Source organism: Herbaspirillum sp. FG34 (genome assembly GCF_057809315.1).
Genome location: NZ_JBMDJS010000007.1, coordinates 117,278 through 134,975, shown reverse-complemented (window position 1 = coordinate 134,975; position 17,698 = coordinate 117,278). Strand labels below are relative to the sequence as shown.

The following is a 17,698-nucleotide window of genomic DNA, read 5'->3' as shown; positions in this document are numbered from 1 at the left end:
CCGCCATGCGTACCGTTCTGGCCCTGGATCTCAAGGATGACCCCGCGCTCATCGCCGAGTATGAACAGCATCACCGCCGCATCTGGCCCGAGATCGCCACGCATCTGCACCGGCAGGGCGTAACCGGCATGGACATCTATCGCCTGGGTACACGCATGGTGATGGTGATGGAAACCGATGACGCCGTCTTCGATGCCGCCGCCATGGCGCAAGCCAGCCAGAGCGACCCCAGGGTCCGCGCGTGGGAAGAACTGATGTGGCGCTTCCAGGCGCCCACGCCATGGACCTCGGCCGGAGAGAAATGGGTGCCGATGACCCGCATCTTCGACCTGGCCGCGCAGCAGGATTGAGTGTGCGCGACGGCAAGCTCCGGTGAGGGCCAGTCAATGGCTTTCCAGGTTTTTCGCAAGACGGTAGAGTAAGCAGTACGCCATTCAGGCAGCACCGAAAAACAGCGACCGCAGAGTCGTGCAAACGATGGTCAGGAGCCAATCCGGCCAGCAGTGCATCCACATCCGAGGTGAGCATGCAGCAAGAACACGAGACACAAGCCCGCGTAGCGGCGACGGCATCGGCCACACCGGTGATCGCCCTGCGCAATGTCAGCAAGCGCTTTCCGGGCGTGCTGGCGCTGGATAATTGCCAGTTCGAACTGGTGGCCGGCGAGGTCCACGCCCTGATGGGCGAGAACGGCGCCGGCAAGTCCACATTGATGAAGATCCTCTCCGGCGTCTATCAGCGTGACAGCGGCGACATCCTGCTTGACGGCAAGCCGGTGGACATCCGCGAACCGCGCCAGGCCCAGGCCCTGGGCATCGGCATCATCCATCAGGAACTGAACCTGATGAACCACCTTTCCGCCGCCCAGAACATCTTCATCGGACGCGAACCGCGCAAGGGCTTCGGCCTCATCATCGATGAAGACCAGTTGAACCGCCAGGCCGCCGCCATCTTCTCCCGCATGCGCCTGGACATGGACCCGCGCACGCCGGTGGGCGACTTGAGCGTGGCCCGCCAGCAGATGGTGGAGATCGCCAAGGCGCTGTCCTTCGATTCGCGCGTGCTCATCATGGATGAACCGACGGCGGCTCTGAACAATGCCGAGATCGCCGAGCTCTTCCGCATCATCCGCGACCTGCAGGCGCAGGGCGTGGGCATCGTCTACATCTCGCACAAGATGGACGAATTGCGTCAGATCGCCGATCGCGTCAGCGTCATGCGCGATGGCAAGTACATCGCCACCGTGCCGATGCAGGGCACCTCCATGGATACCATCATCTCCATGATGGTGGGCCGCGCCCTCGATGGCGAACAGCGCATGCCGCCCGATACTTCCGGCAATGAAGTGGTGCTGGAAGTGCGCGGCTTGAATCGTGGTCGCGCCATCCGTGACGTCAGCTTCAAGCTGCGCCGGGGCGAGATCCTCGGGTTCGCCGGACTCATGGGCGCGGGCCGCACGGAAGTGGCGCGCGCCATCTTCGGTGCCGATCCGCTGGAGTCGGGCGAGATCATCATCCACGGCGGCAAGGCGGTGATCCGCCAACCCGCCGATGCGGTCGCGCATGGCATCGGTTATCTGTCGGAAGACCGCAAGCATTTCGGACTGGCCGTGGGCATGGACGTGCAGGCCAATATCGCGCTCTCCAGCATGGGACGTTTTACCAGAGCGGGCTTCATGGACCAGCGTGCCATCCGTGACGCAGCGCAGGGTTACGTGCGCCAGCTGGCCATCAAGACACCCTCGGTGCAACAGCAGGCGCGCCTGCTCTCGGGCGGCAACCAGCAGAAGATCGTGATCGCCAAGTGGCTGCTGCGCGACTGCGACATCCTGTTCTTCGACGAGCCCACGCGCGGCATCGACATCGGCGCCAAGAGCGAGATCTACAAACTGCTCGATGCCCTGGCCGAACAGGGCAAGGCCATCGTGATGATTTCCTCCGAGCTGCCCGAGGTGCTGCGCATGAGCCACCGCATCCTGGTCATGTGCGAAGGCCGCATCACCGGTGAGCTCGCGCGCGCCGAGGCCACGCAGGAAAACATCATGCAGCTGGCCACGCAGCGCGTGTCGGCCGTGGCGTAACAAGACCGGCCGCGCATCCAGACCCTACAAGAGAGACAGACCGATCATGGCAAACAATATCCACTCCGCCACCTCCGCATCCACCATGACCAACAACGCTTCCCCCACGGGCCTGCGCGCCCGCCTGTTCAACCCGGCGGCGCGCCAGAAACTGCTGGCCTTTGCCAGTCTGATGCTGATGATCCTGTTCTTCAGCTTCGCCTCGCCCAACTTCATGGAGGTGGACAACCTGGTCAGCATCCTGCAATCCACCGCCGTCAACGGCGTGCTGGCCATTGCCTGTACCTACGTCATCATCACCTCCGGCATCGACCTCTCGGTGGGGACCATGATGACCTTCTGCGCCGTCATGGCCGGCGTGGTGCTGACCAACTGGGGCATGCCGCTGCCGCTGGGCATCGCAGCGGCCATCTTCTTCGGCGCACTCTCGGGCTGGGTCTCGGGCATGGTGATCGCCAAGCTCAAGGTGCCGCCCTTCATCGCCACGCTGGGCATGATGATGTTGTTGAAGGGTCTGTCCCTGGTGATTTCCGGTACCCGTCCGATCTATTTCAACGATACCGAGGGCTTCTCGTCCATCGCCCAGGATTCGCTCATCGGCGACCTGATCCCTTCGCTGCCGATTCCCAACGCCGTGCTGATCCTCTTCATCGTGGCCATCGCCGCCTCCATCATCCTCAACAAGACCGTCTTTGGCCGCTATACCTTTGCGCTGGGCAGCAACGAGGAAGCGCTGCGCCTGTCGGGCGTGAAGGTGGATTTCTGGAAGGTGGCGGTCTACACCTTCTCGGGGGCCATCTGCGGCATTGCCGGACTCATCATCGCGTCCCGCCTCAATTCGGCGCAGCCCGCTCTGGGCCAGGGTTACGAGCTCGATGCGATTGCCGCCGTGGTGATCGGTGGTACCTCGCTCTCGGGCGGTACCGGCACCATCCTGGGGACCATCATCGGCGCCTTCATCATGAGCGTGCTGGTCAATGGCCTGCGCATCATGTCGGTGGCGCAGGAGTGGCAGACGGTGGTCACCGGCGTGATCATCATCCTGGCCGTGTATCTGGATATTCTGCGCCGCCGCCGTGCCTGAGCCAGGGGCGCAAGCGCATGACATGATTTAAACGTAGCAACGCAAGCCCCGCCGGAAGCGCCATTTCCGGCACTCCATCATCGATAACAAAAGGAGACGTACCGTGTTCAAGAACAAGTTACTGGCCGCTGCCCTGGGTCTGGCCTTCGCCGTCGGCACTTCGGCTGCGCAGGCGCAGGAAATCTATGTGCCGCTCATTTCCAAGGGCTTCCAGCACCAGTTCTGGCAGGCCGTCAAAGCCGGTGCCGACCAGGCCGGCCGCGACCTGAAGGTGAAGGTCACCTTCGAAGGTCCGGAAACCGAAGCCATGGTCGACAAGCAGATCGACATGCTCTCCGCCGCCCTGGCCAAGAAGCCTCAGGCCATCGGCTTTGCCGCCCTGGACAGCAAGGCCGCCATCCCCCTGCTGAAGAAGGCACAAGCCGCCAAGATCCCGGTGGTGGCCTTTGACTCGGGCGTGGACAGCGACATCCCCGTCACCACCGCCACCACTGACAACCGCGCCGCCGCGGCCCTGGCCGCCGACAAGATGGCCGAGCTCATCGGCAAGGAAGGTGAAGTCGCCGTGGTCGCGCACGACCAGACCAGCCGTACCGGTGTGGACCGCCGCGATGGCTTCCTGGAGCGCATCAAGTCCAGCTATCCCAAGATCAAGGTGGTCAGCGTGCAATACGGCGCGGGCGACCAGCTCAAGTCCACTGAAGTGACCAAGTCCATCCTGCAGGCTTATCCCAAGATCAAGGGCATCTTCGGTACCAACGAAGGTTCGGCCATCGGCGTGGTCAATGGCGTGAGGGAGATGAAGCGCAAGATCATCATCATCGGCTATGACTCCGGCAAGCAGCAGACGGATGCGATCCGCGAAGGCATCATGGCCGGCGCCATCACCCAGAACCCGGTCGGCATCGGCTACAAGACCGTGGAAGCGGCGGTCAAGGCGATCAAGGGCGAGAAGCTGCCCAAGATCATCGATACCGGTTTCTACTGGTACGACAAGAGCAACATCGACGATCCCAAGATCAAGGCCGTGCTGTACGACTGATCGGATCTTGCGTTCACCGGTTTCCCCGGCAGGGTCCGGGGAGATCAGGGGCGCCGCGCGCTTGCGGCGCCCGCGTTTTTCATTTCCCGTTCCCGCGTTTTTCAGCCAGAAAAAAACCGGGAAATGTGGATGCCCTCATTCTCCTCCCCCTCCCGAGACTGCATCATGAAACCCCTCCGCATCGACGCTCATCAGCATTTCTGGCGCTATCGCGCCGACGACTATCTCTGGATCGGCAAGGGCATGGAACTGCTGGCCTGTGATCGCCTGCCCGGGCAACTGCATCCGGTCCTGGCGGCCGAAGGCTTGCAGGGCTCGATTGCCGTGCAGGCCCGCGCCGGACGCGAAGAAACCGGCTTCCTGCTGGATCTGGCGCGCGCCGACCATCGCATTGCCGGTGTGGTGGGCTGGGAAGACATCTCTTCGCCCCACCTGGCCGCCAATGTGGCGCAGTGGGGGCGGGACAAGCTGGTCGGACTGCGTCACCAGATCCAGGATGAAGCCGACGTCACGGCCTTCGTCGAGGCCCCGGCCTTCAATGCCGGCATCCAATGGTTGCAGCAGCAGGGACTGGTCTATGACGTGCTGGTCTACGCCAGGCAGATGCCGGAGGTGCAGGCTTTCTGCGCACGCCATGACCGCCACTGGCTGGTGCTGGATCACCTGGGCAAGCCGGCCCTGGCGGATTTCGGACGAAATGAAGCTTCCTTCAGCGACTGGAAACGCCAGTTGCGTGCACTGGCCGCCATGCCGCATGTGGCCTGCAAGTTGTCGGGGCTGGTGACCGAGGCGGATTGGCTGCGCGGATTGCGACAGAAGGATTACGACAATATCGTGTTGTGCCTGGATACCGCGCTGGAAGCCTTCGGGCCGCAGCGCCTGATGTTCGGCTCGGACTGGCCGGTGTGCCTGCTGGCCGCCTCCTATGCCACGGTGGCCGGCGTGCTGCGCGAGTGGGCGGCCACCCGTCTGTCGGAAGCGCAAAGCGAACAGCTATGGGGCGCGACGGCGGCGCGCTGCTACGGCTTGTAAGTCAGGCAAGGGCACAGCCGCCCTCGAGCACGGCGGCTGTGCACGTCAGCGCGTGAAACCGTTGAAGGCCACGTGCAGCATGTATTTCACGATCTCGTCATCGCTCATCTTGCTGAACTTCTGCAGGTAATCCACCGCCGGGTCACAGGTGCGTGCGTAGTAGCTGTACAACACCACGTCGCTGGGCAGGGCGGCATCGAGCTCCCCATTCTTCTGCGCTTCCTTCACCAGCTTTTCCAGCTGGCCGTTGAGCTTGAGCACGCGCATGACGTACTTGACGTTGCGCATGAGCATCTCGCGCACATGCGCGCTGGTGGACGGCAGGAACGGCAGTCCGCCCTCCAGCCGCACCCGCAGCGCCCATTCCAGCATCGCTTCGAGCTTGCCGCGCGGGCTGGCGATGTGTTCGAGCTCCGCCAACTGGTCGATGGCACCATCGATGAGGCGCAGCATGGTCTCGCCGATCAGCTCTTCCTTGGACTTGAAATGCTTGTACAGGCTGGGTTTGGAGATACCCACTGCACCAGCCACATCGTCCATGGTCATCAGGTCATAGCCCTTGCTGCCCAGTACCGACGTGGCCGCATCCAGGATGGCGTTCTCCCGTAATTTGAAGGCTTGGTCCTTGAAGCTCAGTTTGCCGAAAATACTCATTGGTAGTTTAAGTTACTAATTAGTAGATTTTATTTTTCTTTGGTAGTAATCTTAGCACCTAAATCAAGGATGAATAGCAAATAAGCGGCGCGACAGGCCAAAAAGGCCGGCCACAAGGCGCCGCCCCGGTCACCAAAGCAGCACGGGCCAGCAGGGCGGGGACGGTTTCCCACGGACTGGCAACGGCGGAACTTCAATAACAAAGACATAGGCGGGCAAGTTTTCATGACTCCAGACGTAGCAGCCAACGCGCCGGGCACAGGACAGCGCATCGCCGTCATCGGCGCCGGCATTTCCGGCCTGGCCAGCGCCTACCTGCTGGCGCGCAAGCATCAGGTGGTGCTGTTCGAGGCCGCGCCCACGCTGGGCGGTCACGCCAATACGGTGGAGATCGCCCCGGAGGGTGTGCCTTTCCCGGTCGATACCGGCTTCCTGGTCTTCAATGACTGGACCTATCCCAACCTGATTGCGCTGTTTGAGGAGCTCAAGGTCGAGACCTACGACACCGACATGTCCTTCGGCGTGTCGATGGATGAAGGGCGCTTCGAATGGGCCGGCACCAACCTCGATACCGTCTTCGCCCAGCGCCAGCGCCTGTTGCAGCCGTCTTTCCTGGGCATGCTGCGTGACATCCTGCGCTTCAATCGTGCGGCCCATACCAACCTGGCCGCCTGCGAAGGCCGACCGGTGAGCCTGCGCCAACTGCTCAAGGAGGGCGGTTATGGTGCCCTGTTCGGTGATGCCTATCTGATTCCGATGGCCGCGGCGATCTGGTCCAGTTCGCCTTCGGACATCCTGGATTTTCCGGCGGCGACCTTTTTGCGCTTCTGCATCAATCACGGCCTGCTGCAGGTCAACAACCGTCCGCGCTGGCGTACCGTGCGCGGCGGCTCGCGCGAGTACGTGCGGCGCATCGCCGCCACCCTGGACGATGTGCGCCTGGGCAGTCGTCTGGCCAGCGTCACCCGCAACGAGCGGGGCGTGCTGGTGCGCAGTGGCGGTGCCGAACCCCGCGAAGAACAGTTCGATGCCGTGGTCTTCGCCACCCACGCGCCCCAGACCCTGGCCCTGCTGCAGGACGCCACCATCGAGGAGCACCAGGTGCTCGCGGCCGTGCGCTACCAGGCCAATACCGCCTGGCTGCACAGCGACGTCTCGCTCATGCCGCGCCTGGACAAGGTCTGGTCGGCCTGGAACTACCTCGGTTCGCGTCACGGCGATGGCAGCCGTGCGGTGTGCGTGAGCTACTGGTTGAATCGCCTGCAGGACCTGCCCTGCAAGACCGACGTCGTGCTCACGCTGAACCCGCCGCAGCCACCGCATCCGGCCACCGTGATGGGCCGTTTCGATTACGAGCATCCGGTCTTCGACCAGCCCGCCATCGATGCCCAGCGCCGCCTGCCCGAGATCCAGGGCAAGCATCGCGCCTGGTTTGCCGGCGCCTGGACGGGTTACGGCTTCCATGAAGACGGCCTCAAATCGGCCCTGCGTGTAATCAAGGATTTCGGCGTAACGCCGGATTGGGCGTCCCCATGACTATTTCGCTGACCTCCCGCACTGACGCGCCCGCGCTGTTGCTGAGCGGACAGGTGATGCACCAGCGCCTGCGCCCGGTGCCGCACAAGTTTGTCTATCCGGTGTTCTGCGTGCGTCTCGATCTGGCGCGCCTCAACGAGACCGGCAATGCCTGGTTCGGCGTAAATCGCCGCCGTCCGATGTGCGTGCGTACGCGCGACTATGGTCCCCGTGATGGCAGCGATCTGTCGCACTGGGTACGCGCGCATCTGCAAGAGGCAGGCTTGCCGCACGATGGGACGATCTGGTTGCAGACCTTTCCGCGCCTGTTCGGCTTCGTTTTCAATCCGGTCAGCTTTTTCCTGTGCCACGACCGTGAGGGCCATCTGCGCGCCGTGCTGGCCGAGGTCAACAACACCTTCGGCGAGACCCAGCACTACCTGCTCTCGGCACCCGAACAGGGTGTCATCGATGAACACACGCGCTTGGTCTGCAACAAGCTGATGCACGTCTCGCCGTTCTGCGAAGTGCGCGGCTTCTATCGCTTCCGCTTCCGCGATCAATTGCGACATCCGGATGCCGGCGGCGATACCGCCTTCGTTGGCATCGATTATTACGACCACGGCCAACCTGCGCAGACAACACGCGGCCTGCAACCCCTGATGCGTACCTCCATCGGTGGCCGTTTGCACCCCCTGACTGCGGCCACGGCCTTCGGTGCGCTGTGTGCACAGCCACTGCTTACCCTGGGCGTGGTCGCCCGTATCCACTGGCAGGCCTTGCTGTTGTGGCGCAAGCGCGTGCCCTGGTTCAGCAAGCCTGAGCGCGCCGCCGCCGCAGGACCTTCTTCTGGAAAGGAAACCCTATCGTGAACCGCAGCCCCGCATTGCAGACTACCGGCCGTCGTGCCGGACCGATTTCGGCTCGCCTGTTCCTGGCGATGCTCGAGCGTCTCAACCACGGCCACCTGGAACTGATCACGCCCCACGGCACCACGCTGACCTTCGGCGATCTGCGCCAGCCACCCAGCGCGCAACTGCGCATCCTCGACTGGCGCGCCTGCGGTGCCATCCTGCGTGCCGGCGACATCGGCTTTGGTGAAGCCTACGGCAACGGCTGGGTGGATACCCCCGACCTGGCCGCACTGCTGCGCCTGGCCATGCGCAACCGCGCGGCGCTTTCCAGCGCCGTCGAGGGCGGACGCCTGGCCTCGCTGTGGTACCGTCTGCGTCACCTGCTGCGCTCCAATACACGCAGCGGCAGCCGTCGCAACATCCATGCGCACTACGACCTGGGCAATGATTTCTATCGTCTGTGGCTGGACCCGACGATGACCTATTCCTCCGCCATCTTCAGTGCGCCCGGCCAGAGCCTGGTGTCAGCCCAGGCCGCCAAGTACCAGCGCATCGTCGACCAGCTCGGCCTGCGCGCGGGGGACCGCGTCCTGGAAATCGGCTGCGGCTGGGGCGGTTTTGCCGAACACGCAGCGCGCCTGGGCATCCGCGTGCATGGTGTGACGATCTCGCCCTCGCAACTGGCCTTCGCTCAGGAACGCATGCGCCATCAGCAACTGGAGCATCTGGCGCATCTCGAACTGTGCGACTACCGCGATCTGGACGGCCAATACGATGCCATCGTCTCCATCGAGATGTTCGAGGCAGTCGGCGAGCGCTTCTGGCAGACCTATTTCGATACCGTCTCGGCGCGCCTGAAACCCGGCGGTCGTGCGCTGATCCAGTCGATCACCATCGATGAGGCCGTCTTCGAGCGCTATCGCGACAGTGCCGACTTCATCCGCGAATTCATCTTCCCGGGCGGCATGCTGCCCAGTCATGAGCGTTTCTCGCGCTGCGCCCAGCGTGCCGGCCTGGCCACGCGTGACCGTTTCCATTTTGGCCGTGACTATGCCGAGACCCTGCGTCGCTGGAACGATGCCTTCCAGTCCGAGCGCGAGACCATCGCCGCGCAAGGTTTCGATGAGCGCTTCCGCCGCCTGTGGCAGCTGTATTACGTGTTCTGCGAAGTCGGCTTCGATGAAGGCCAGACCGATGTGGTGCAATTCCTCTTGCAAAAGGAGTGAGTCATGGATGCCAAGCTGATGCGCCGGGACCTGCCCGCGCGCCTGTGGACCTGGTTGGGACTGGCGCTGCTGGCAGTGCTGCTGGGCGGTTGCGCCTCGCAACAATTGTCGGACTATGCAGGCAAGACACCGGTGTTCGATCCGGCGGTCTTCTTCAAGGGCCGCACGGAAGCCTGGGGCATGTTCCAGAAGCGCAGCGGCGAAGTGGCGCGGCGTTTTCACGTGGTCGTGACCGGCACCGTGGAGGGCAATACGCTCACGCTGGACGAGCGTTTCCATTATGACGATGGCCAGACCCAGACCCGCATCTGGACCCTGGTACGCCAGCCCGACAACAGTTGGCGTGGACGCGCCGGTGACGTCATCGGCGAGGCCATCGGCCATACGGCCGGCAATGCGCTGCACTGGAATTACACGCTGCTGCTGCCGGTCGATGACAAGCAATACGAAGTCCAGATGGATGACTGGATGTACCAGATGGACGAGCGCACCCTCATGAACCGCACCAGCATGAGCAAGTTCGGTGTGGAAGTGGGCCAGGTCACGCTGTTCTTCCGCAAGGAGGGCGTATGAACACCCAGTCCAAGCCCTTGACCAAGGAGGCTGTCGGCGCCGCCGGCGAGCGCGCCCCGATCTCGCGCCCGGCCGTGTTGTTTGGTCCGATGAATCAACCGGTCAGTGACCTGCGCGGCCTGCGCATCTGGCTGGTCGGCGCCTCCAGCGGTATCGGCGCCGAGCTGGCCCGCCAGGCGTTGCAGGCCGGTGCCCGGGTGGCACTCTCGGCGCGCCGGGCCGATGTGCTGCAAGAGGTGGCGGCGGCCCACAAGAATGCCTTCATCGCGCCGCTGGACGTGCTCTGCCATGATGCCTGGCGCGACCAGCATGCGCGCATCGTGGAAGCCTTCGGCGGTGTCGATCTGCTGGTCTTTTGTGCGGCCAAGTATCGTCCCGAGCGCAGTTGGGAAGTCCAGGAAGACGAGGCCGAACACACCCTGCGCACCAACGTCGCCAGCGTCTATTCGGCATTGGGTGCGGCCTTGCCCGACATGCTGGCGCGCGGCAGCGGCGGCATTGCGCTGGTGGCCAGCGTGGCCGGTTATGTGGGGCTGCCGGGGGCCACCGTGTATGGGCCGGGCAAGGCCGCACTGATCAATCTGGCGGAAATTCTTTATAGTGATTTGCGGCCCAAGGGTTTGAACGTGTATCTGGTCAATCCGGGCTTCGTAAAGACCGACCTGACCGACAAGAACGACTTTCCCATGCCCGCCATCCAGACCCCGCAACAGGCCGCCACCGCCATCTGGCGCGGCATTGCCGAGGGCCGCTTCGAGATCCACTTCCCGCTGCGCTTCACGGCCTGGCTGAAGATCCTGCGGCTGCTGCCGTTCCGGCTGCGCTTCGTCCTGTTCCAGCGTTTTCTGTTGAGCTGACCATGCAGCACCTGGACCGTTTGCTGGACTGGTATGGCGCGCTGGACCCCGGCAGCCTGGAACGGATTGGTGAATTTTATTCACAAGAGGCCCTGTTCAAAGATCCCTTCAACGACATCAAGGGCCTGCGTTCCATCCGCGCCATCTTCGCGCACATGTTCGAGACCACGGAAGAGCCACGCTTCGTGATCCTGGAGCGCATGGGGCAGGGCGCACAGGGCTTTGCCACCTGGCGTTTCGAGTTCCGGCTCAAGGGCCGGTTCTACACGGTGCTGGGAGCGACGCATTTGCGCTTCGATGCAGCGGGGCTGGTCATCGAGCACCGCGACTACTGGGATGCGGCTGAAGAGCTGTGGCAGAAATTGCCGCTCATCGGCGGGCCGGTGAAGTGGTTGCGCGGCAAGTTCAGCGCTACTAATTGATCAATCGGTCGTACTGGGACTCCAGAACGCCTGTTTCACGGCCGGCAAGGCCAGCAGCCGTTCGACCAGCGCATCGAGCTCATCGCCATCCACGGAAGTGGCTGCCAGGGTGGCTTCGATTTCCACCTCATCATCGGTAAAGGGGCGCACATCCAGGTCGTGCGTAGGATGGCGGCTTTGCTCCAGCATGTCGGTCACGGCGGTCAGCACACGTTTCTGGTGTGCGCTCTCCACGATCAGGTGGAGGGTGTTGGTCACTTCCACCGAGGGCACGTCCAGCGGCTTGCGGTTGATGGTATTGACCACCGGGCGCAGCAGGGTATTGGCGGCCAGCACGAAGAGGGTCGCCAGGATCGCTTCCAGGATCAGGTCCGCGCCCGCTGCCGCACCGACCGCCGCCGAGCCCCACAAGGTGGCGGCGGTGTTGATGCCGCGCACATTGCCTTCCTCGCGCATGATCACGCCCGCGCCCAGAAAACCGACGCCCGAGACCACATAGGCCACCACATGGACCGCGCCGTCATGCCCGCCCAGGCGGTTGGCCATGTCCACGAAGACCGCCGCCCCCAGCGCCACCAGCACATTGGTGCGCAGGCCGGCAGTACGCTGCCGGTACTGGCGTTCCAGGCCGATCAGGCCACCCAGGATGAAGGCGGCGGTCAGGCTGATGGAGGTGTCGAGCAGGGAATCGAGATTGATGTTGGCCAGGATTTGCATGGGACTTCCGGTACGTTCAGGGGGGACGGCGCGCGGTGTGCGCTGCGCCATGGTGCGCGATGATGCCCCTTCAATGCAACAGGGGCATGACAAATCGGGCGCAGACGGAGCCCGGAGGGCCGTTTTGCTGCCGTGCATCGTATTTCATTCTCTTTGTTCAAAAATGCAAAAAAGTATCAGTCCCTCTTCGCTGGTGATGTAGAAGCCCCAGCCAGACGGGCACTAAGATGCAGTACATGGCGAAAACTGACAACAGCGATTTGTCAGATTCCACAAAGAAAATGCTCTCGATTGAGAGGAGACATGATGCAGCCCGACCTGGAACTGGTCCATATCCGCAAGGGGGAATCCTTTGCGGCATGGATGCACGGCTACCCCTTCCGTACCGTGCGCTGGCACTACCATCCGGAGTACGAGATCCACCTGGTGGTGGCGACCTCGGGCCGTTTCTATGTTGGTGACCACATCGGCGATTTCGCGCCCGGCCAGCTGGTGATGACCGGTCCCAATCTGCCGCAGAACTGGATTTCCAATATCGGCCGCGATGAAGTGGTGCCGGTGCGCTCGCTGGTGATCCAGTTCCCCGAGCAACTGGTAGACCAGTGCGCGGCCAGTATCCCCGAGATGGACGCCATCATGCCGCTACTGGAGCGCAGCCATCGCGGCCTGCTCTTCGATGCCGCCACCAGCGATATGGTGCGCCCGCTGATGCAGCGACTGATCGATCAGCGCGGCCTGAAACGGCTGGCGTTGTTCTGGGAAATCCTCGACGTGCTGGCCAATTCGCCCGAACCCGAAGTGCTGGCCAGTCTCTCCTACAAGCTCGATCTCTCCGGCGTGAACAGCAGCGGCCTCAATCGCGCCATCGCCTATCTGCGCGAGCACCTCACCGATGACATCGGCGAACAGGACCTGGCCGACATGGTGGGGCAGAACCTGAGTACCTTCTCGCGCGCCTTCAAGCGGCACACCGGGACCACGCTGGTACGCTACAAGAACCAGCTGCGCGTGGACCTGGCCTGCCTGGCCCTGCTCAACAATCCGGAGGCGCGCATCACCGACATCTGCTACGAGACCGGGTTTTCCAATCTCTCCAATTTCAACCGGCACTTCCAGAAGATCAAGGGCATGTCGCCTTCGGAGTTCCGCAATACCTTTGCCAGCAATGGCCTCTTTGCCGCCACCGGATAGCGTCGGCTGAATCTGCGAAATCATTTAGATCATTTCCCTGATCCGGGGAAACCGCATTCAGGAAAGCCCCCGCTTTCCGGAACAGGACAGGTGTCGCCTGTCACTTCGTAACGAGCATGCCGGGCAATCCCGTCATCAAGCACACGACCAACAACAATGGAGACTGCAATGAAGAAAGCACTGACCGCACTGGCCCTGTCCACCGCCACGCTGGTGGCCTTCACCGCACCGGCAGGCGCGCAGGAACTGTCCAGGCTCAAGATCGGCATGAGCTTCCAGGAAATGAACAACCCCTATTTCGTCTCGATGAAGAAGGCGCTCGATGAGGCCGCCAAGTCCTTCGGCGCCAAGGTCATCGTCACCGATGCTGCCCACAACGTGGCCAAGCAGATCGCCGATATCGAAGACATGTTGCAACAGAATATCGACATCCTGCTCATCAACCCGACCGACTCCGCTGGCGTGGAAGCGGCAGTGAAAGCGGCCAAGGCGCGCAACGTGATCGTTGTGGCGGTCGATGCCAATGCCTCCGGCCCGGTGGACATGTTCGTCGGTTCCAAGAACAAGGATGCCGGTTACCAATCCTGCCGTGCGCTGGCCGATGCCATCGGCGGCAAGGGCGAGGTGGCCATCCTCGACGGTATTCCCGTGGTGCCCATCCTGCAGCGCGTGGAAGGTTGCAAGCAGGCCCTGGCCGAGTACAAGGACATCAAGCTGGTGGCCACCCAGAACGGCCGTCAGGACCGCTCGGTGGCGCTGGGCGTGGTGGAGAACATGATCCAGGCGCGCCCCAACCTCAAGGGCATCTTCTCCGTCAATGACGGTGGTGCCATGGGCGCACTGGCGGCCATCCAGGGTAGCGGCAAGGATATCAAGCTCACTTCGGTGGATGGTGCGCCGGAAGCGGTCAAGGCCATTGCCGATGGCGGCCCCTTCATCGAGACCACCGCGCAGTTCCCGCGTGACCAGGTGCGCGTGGGCCTGGCCATGGCCCTGGCCAAGAAATGGGGCGCGCGCGTGGTGCCCAAGGAAGTGCCCATCGACGTCATGCCGGTGACCAAGAAGAACGCGGCCGGCTTCAGCTGGTAAGCCGCCGGTGCGGCAGCCATGCGTTGCCGCACCTTCCTTTCCCTCGATGGAGGCAGCCATGCTCCAACTGACTGGTATCAAGAAGAACTTTGGCCCCGTGACGGTGCTGCGCGGTGTCGATCTGGAGGTACGTGCCGGTGAAGTCCACGCGTTGCTGGGTGAGAACGGCGCGGGCAAGTCCACGCTGATGAAGATCCTCTGCGGCATCGTCGCGCCGGACGGCGGCGAGATCCGCATCGATGGTGAGCCGCGCCGCTTCGCCCGCTATCACGAAGCCATCGCAGCGGGCGTCGGTGTGGTGTTTCAGGAGTTTTCACTGATCCCCTATCTGGATGCGGTGGACAACATGTTCCTCGCCCGCGAACTGCGCGGTAGGTTCGGCCTGCTGCAACGCGCGGCCATGAAGCGTCGTGCGGCGCAGATCATCGCGCAACTGGGCGTGGAGATTGCTTTGGATGTGCCCGTGTGCAGGCTCTCGGTGGCGCAGCAACAGTTTGTCGAGATCGCCAAGGCACTGGCACTCGACGCTCGCATCCTGGTGCTGGATGAACCGACCGCAACCCTCACCCCCGGTGAGGTCGAGCACCTCTTCAAGGTCATGCGCGGCTTGCGCGAACAGGGGGTGGCGATCATTTTCATCTCGCACCATCTGGAAGAAATCTTCGAGATCTGCGACCGCATCACCGTGCTGCGCGATGGTGCATACATCGGCACCTGCGCCGTGAGCGAAGTGGATCAGGCGCAGCTGGTAGAGATGATGGTCGGACGGCGCATCGAGAACTGTTTTCCGCCCAAGCCTGTGGCCGCGCCCGAAGACGATGTGGTGCTGGAGGTCCAGGCACTGCAGTTGAAACGTCATGGCCCGGTGTCGCGCTTCCAGTTGCGACGCGGCGAGATCCTGGGCTTTGCCGGTCTGGTCGGGTCCGGACGCACCGAGACCGTGCTGGCCATGCTGGGCGCGCATCCGGCGGTGCAGTGCCAGCTCTCCATGCGTGGTGTGCCGCTGCGCTTTGCCGATCCGGCGCAAGCGCTGCAAGCCGGCATCGGTTTGCTGCCGGAGAGTCGCAAGGAGCAGGGACTCATCACCAGCTTCCCCATCCTGCACAACATCTCGCTGAACAACTACGGCAAGTATCGGTGTGGTGGCCTCTTCCTCGACCGTCAACGTGAAGCCGACGCCACGCGCACGGCCATGCAGCGTGTGCGGGTGAAGGCACCGGATGCGCATGCGCGGGTCGATACGCTGTCCGGCGGTAACCAGCAGAAGGTGGTGATCGCGCGCTGGATCAATCACCACATGCAGGTGCTGATCTTCGATGAACCGACGCGCGGCATCGATGTGGGTGCCAAGGCCGAGATTTACCAGCTCATGCGCGAATTCACCGCGCAGGGCTATTCCATCATCATGATTTCTTCCGAGTTGCCGGAGGTGGTCGGCATGGCCGACCGGGTCTGCGTCTTCAAGGGCGGCGGCATCGTGGCCACCGTCGAAGGCGATGCCGTGACCGCCGAGGAAATCATGACCCATGCAACCAGCGGGAGACTTCACCATGCAGCATGACGCAAACGCTCTCGGCGCCGCCCCCGTGCACGCCGCTTCCCGGGCGCGCTGGCGCGCCCTGATCCATTCACCACTGGCGCTGCCGCTGGCCGGGCTGGTGGTGGTGTCGCTACTCATGGGGCTGGCCTCGGACAGTTTCTTTACCGTCTCCAACTGGCTCAACGTGCTGCGCCAGGTGTCCATTGTCGGCATCCTCGCCGTGGGCATGACTTTCGTCATCCTCACGGGCGGCATCGATCTGTCGGTCGGTGCGGCCATGGCATTGGCCGGTACCTTGTCGGCCGGGCTGATCGTCAACAGCGGCCTGCCCGCACCGGTGGCACTGCTGGCCGGGGTGGCGCTGGCGGTGGCTATCGGCCTGCTCAACGGCGCACTGGTGGCCTGGGGCCGCATGCCGGCCATCATCGTCACGCTGGCCACCATGGGCGTGGCACGCGGGGTCGGGCTGATCTACTCGGGCGGCTATCCGATCTCGGGGCTGCCGGGCTGGATCTCGTGGTTCGGCGTGGGGCGCATCGGCATGATCCCGGTGCCGGTGATCCTGATGCTGGTGGTCTATGCCCTGGCGTGGGTGCTGTTGCAGCGCACGCCCTTTGGTCGCCATGTGTATGCCATCGGCGGCAATGAGATGGCAGCGCGTTTGTCAGGCGTGAAGACTACGCGCATCAAGCTGGCGGTGTATGCGATTTCCGGTTTCACCTCGGGGCTGGCGGCCATCATCCTCACGGGCCGCCTGATGTCAGGCCAGCCCAATGCGGGTGTGGGTTTCGAACTGGATGCGATTGCCGCCGTGGTGCTGGGCGGCACGGCCATCGCCGGTGGGCGCGGGCTGGTGGTGGGCACGCTCATCGGTGCGGTGCTGCTGGGCATCCTCAACAATGGCCTGAACCTGATGGGCATCAATCCCTACCTGCAGGACATCATTCGCGGCGTGATCATCCTGCTGGCGATCTATATCGCCAGGGAATGGCGTTGAGCAATTCCATTCCTTTTATTCATACTTGATTTCATTCACAAGGAGACAGAACATGACACTATCCCTGACCGGCAAGATCGCCGTCATCACGGGCGCCGCCTCCGGCATTGGCCTTGCCACCACCGAAAAACTGCTGGCCAATGGCGTGACCGTGGTCATGGTGGACTGGAATGCCAAGGCCCTGGAAGCACTGGCCGCACGCCTCGGTCCCAAGGCCATCGCGCAGGTGACCAATCTGCTGGATGCCGACAGCTGCGCGGCGATGGTGCCGGAGATCCTCAAGAAGGTCGATCACATCGACATCCTCTACTGCAATGCCGGTACCTATATCGGCGGCGAGCTGGTGGACACCACGCCCGAGGCCATCGACAAGATGCTCAATCTCAACGTCAACGCCGTGATGAAGAACGTGCATGCGGTGGCGCCGCACATGATGGAGCGCAAGAGCGGCGACATCATCGTCACCTGCTCGGTGGCCGGGCATTTCCCGACTTACTGGGAGCCGGTTTATGCGGGCTCCAAATGGGCCATCACCTGTTTCGTGCAGACCATGCGGCGCCAGATGATCCCGCATGGCATACGGGTGGGACAGGTTTCTCCGGGACCGGTGATCTCGGCGCTGCTGGCCGACTGGCCCGAAGAGAACCTGCGCAAGGCGAAGGAATCCGGCAGCCTGATCGAGCCTTCCGAAGTGGCCGATGCGGTGGAGTACATGCTGACCCGCAATCGCAACGTGACCATCCGCGATATGCTCGTGCTGCCCACCAATTTCGACCGCGTGTGAGTGCAATGCACGCGGCAGGGTGGTCCCTTCAGGCAACCAGC

Annotated in this window: 18 protein-coding genes; 16 read left to right on the top strand and 2 right to left on the bottom strand. The window is 63.0% G+C overall.

The genetic code is table 11. The features are described 5' to 3' along the window. Positions 1-5: 5 nt before the first annotated feature. The 5 genes from ACODSZ_RS11195 (at position 6) to ACODSZ_RS11175 (ending at position 5,238) form a co-directional block, all read left to right on the top strand. The gene (locus tag ACODSZ_RS11195; protein WP_488927596.1) at positions 6-350 is read left to right on the top strand and encodes an L-rhamnose mutarotase; all 345 of its coding nucleotides are present in this window, start codon (positions 6-8) and stop codon (positions 348-350) included. Positions 351-526: 176 nt separating this feature from the next. Then, positions 527-2,080, top strand: coding sequence for a sugar ABC transporter ATP-binding protein (locus ACODSZ_RS11190; RefSeq protein WP_175342784.1), 1,554 nt, complete (start codon positions 527-529; stop codon positions 2,078-2,080). Positions 2,081-2,165: 85 nt separating this feature from the next. Further along, a complete protein-coding gene (locus tag ACODSZ_RS11185; RefSeq protein WP_488927645.1) occupies positions 2,166-3,164 on the top strand; it encodes an ABC transporter permease in 999 nt (332 codons plus the stop codon). A 103-nt stretch (positions 3,165-3,267) separates the two neighbouring features. Further along, entirely contained in the window at positions 3,268-4,206 is a 939-nt protein-coding gene (locus ACODSZ_RS11180; protein WP_008326152.1) for an ABC transporter substrate-binding protein, read from the top strand. A 165-nt stretch (positions 4,207-4,371) separates the two neighbouring features. After that, a complete protein-coding gene (locus ACODSZ_RS11175) occupies positions 4,372-5,238 on the top strand; it encodes an L-fucono-1,5-lactonase (RefSeq protein ID WP_488927595.1) in 867 nt (288 codons plus the stop codon). A 45-nt stretch (positions 5,239-5,283) separates the two neighbouring features. On the opposite strand, the gene ACODSZ_RS11170 is transcribed toward ACODSZ_RS11175, so the two are convergent. Beyond that, positions 5,284-5,892, bottom strand: coding sequence for a TetR/AcrR family transcriptional regulator (locus ACODSZ_RS11170; RefSeq protein WP_008326155.1), 609 nt, complete (start codon positions 5,890-5,892; stop codon positions 5,284-5,286). A 225-nt stretch (positions 5,893-6,117) separates the two neighbouring features. Here ACODSZ_RS11170 and ACODSZ_RS11165 point away from each other — a divergent pair, with 225 nt between their 5' ends. The 6 genes from ACODSZ_RS11165 to ACODSZ_RS11140 are packed head-to-tail and all read left to right on the top strand — an operon-like array spanning position 6,118 to position 11,339. Then, on the top strand, positions 6,118-7,428 hold the full coding sequence (locus ACODSZ_RS11165) for an NAD(P)/FAD-dependent oxidoreductase (protein WP_488927594.1): 1,311 nt from the start codon (positions 6,118-6,120) through the stop codon (positions 7,426-7,428). Then, positions 7,425-8,279 carry a DUF1365 domain-containing protein gene (locus ACODSZ_RS11160; protein WP_175342786.1) on the top strand — a complete coding sequence of 285 codons (855 nt, stop codon included), beginning with the start codon at positions 7,425-7,427 and terminating at the stop codon, positions 8,277-8,279. Before ACODSZ_RS11165 ends, ACODSZ_RS11160 begins: the two co-directional genes overlap by 4 nt. Next, on the top strand, positions 8,276-9,487 hold the full coding sequence (locus ACODSZ_RS11155; protein ID WP_008326158.1) for an SAM-dependent methyltransferase: 1,212 nt from the start codon (positions 8,276-8,278) through the stop codon (positions 9,485-9,487). Before ACODSZ_RS11160 ends, ACODSZ_RS11155 begins: the two co-directional genes overlap by 4 nt. Positions 9,488-9,490: 3 nt before the next feature. Then, a complete protein-coding gene (locus ACODSZ_RS11150; RefSeq protein ID WP_488927593.1) occupies positions 9,491-10,060 on the top strand; it encodes a DUF3833 domain-containing protein in 570 nt (189 codons plus the stop codon). Continuing rightward, positions 10,057-10,917: an SDR family NAD(P)-dependent oxidoreductase gene (locus tag ACODSZ_RS11145; RefSeq protein ID WP_175342789.1), complete on the top strand. Its 861-nt coding sequence runs from the start codon at positions 10,057-10,059 to the stop codon at positions 10,915-10,917. The genes ACODSZ_RS11150 and ACODSZ_RS11145 overlap by 4 nt, the downstream gene beginning before the upstream one ends. Positions 10,918-10,919: 2 nt before the next feature. Continuing rightward, positions 10,920-11,339, top strand: coding sequence for a nuclear transport factor 2 family protein (locus ACODSZ_RS11140; protein WP_008326161.1), 420 nt, complete (start codon positions 10,920-10,922; stop codon positions 11,337-11,339). On the opposite strand, the gene ACODSZ_RS11135 is transcribed toward ACODSZ_RS11140, so the two are convergent. Further along, positions 11,340-12,056: an MgtC/SapB family protein gene (locus ACODSZ_RS11135; RefSeq protein WP_488927592.1), complete on the bottom strand. Its 717-nt coding sequence runs from the start codon at positions 12,054-12,056 to the stop codon at positions 11,340-11,342. It lies immediately after the preceding gene. Positions 12,057-12,359: 303 nt separating this feature from the next. On the opposite strand from ACODSZ_RS11135, the gene ACODSZ_RS11130 reads away from it, so the two are divergent. From ACODSZ_RS11130 to ACODSZ_RS11110, 5 genes are all read left to right on the top strand, one after another. After that, positions 12,360-13,247, top strand: coding sequence for an AraC family transcriptional regulator (locus ACODSZ_RS11130; RefSeq protein ID WP_237713505.1), 888 nt, complete (start codon positions 12,360-12,362; stop codon positions 13,245-13,247). Between the two features lie 168 nt (positions 13,248-13,415). Next, positions 13,416-14,336 carry an ABC transporter substrate-binding protein gene (locus ACODSZ_RS11125; RefSeq protein ID WP_008326164.1) on the top strand — a complete coding sequence of 307 codons (921 nt, stop codon included), beginning with the start codon at positions 13,416-13,418 and terminating at the stop codon, positions 14,334-14,336. Between the two features lie 58 nt (positions 14,337-14,394). After that, on the top strand, positions 14,395-15,897 hold the full coding sequence (locus tag ACODSZ_RS11120) for a sugar ABC transporter ATP-binding protein (protein ID WP_175342790.1): 1,503 nt from the start codon (positions 14,395-14,397) through the stop codon (positions 15,895-15,897). Continuing rightward, complete coding sequence (locus tag ACODSZ_RS11115; RefSeq protein ID WP_034349824.1) at positions 15,887-16,873, top strand: ABC transporter permease; 987 nt, start codon at positions 15,887-15,889, stop codon at positions 16,871-16,873. The genes ACODSZ_RS11120 and ACODSZ_RS11115 overlap by 11 nt, the downstream gene beginning before the upstream one ends. A 52-nt stretch (positions 16,874-16,925) precedes the next feature. Continuing rightward, positions 16,926-17,657 carry an SDR family oxidoreductase gene (locus ACODSZ_RS11110; protein ID WP_175342791.1) on the top strand — a complete coding sequence of 244 codons (732 nt, stop codon included), beginning with the start codon at positions 16,926-16,928 and terminating at the stop codon, positions 17,655-17,657. The last annotated feature ends 41 nt before the right edge of the window (positions 17,658-17,698 follow it).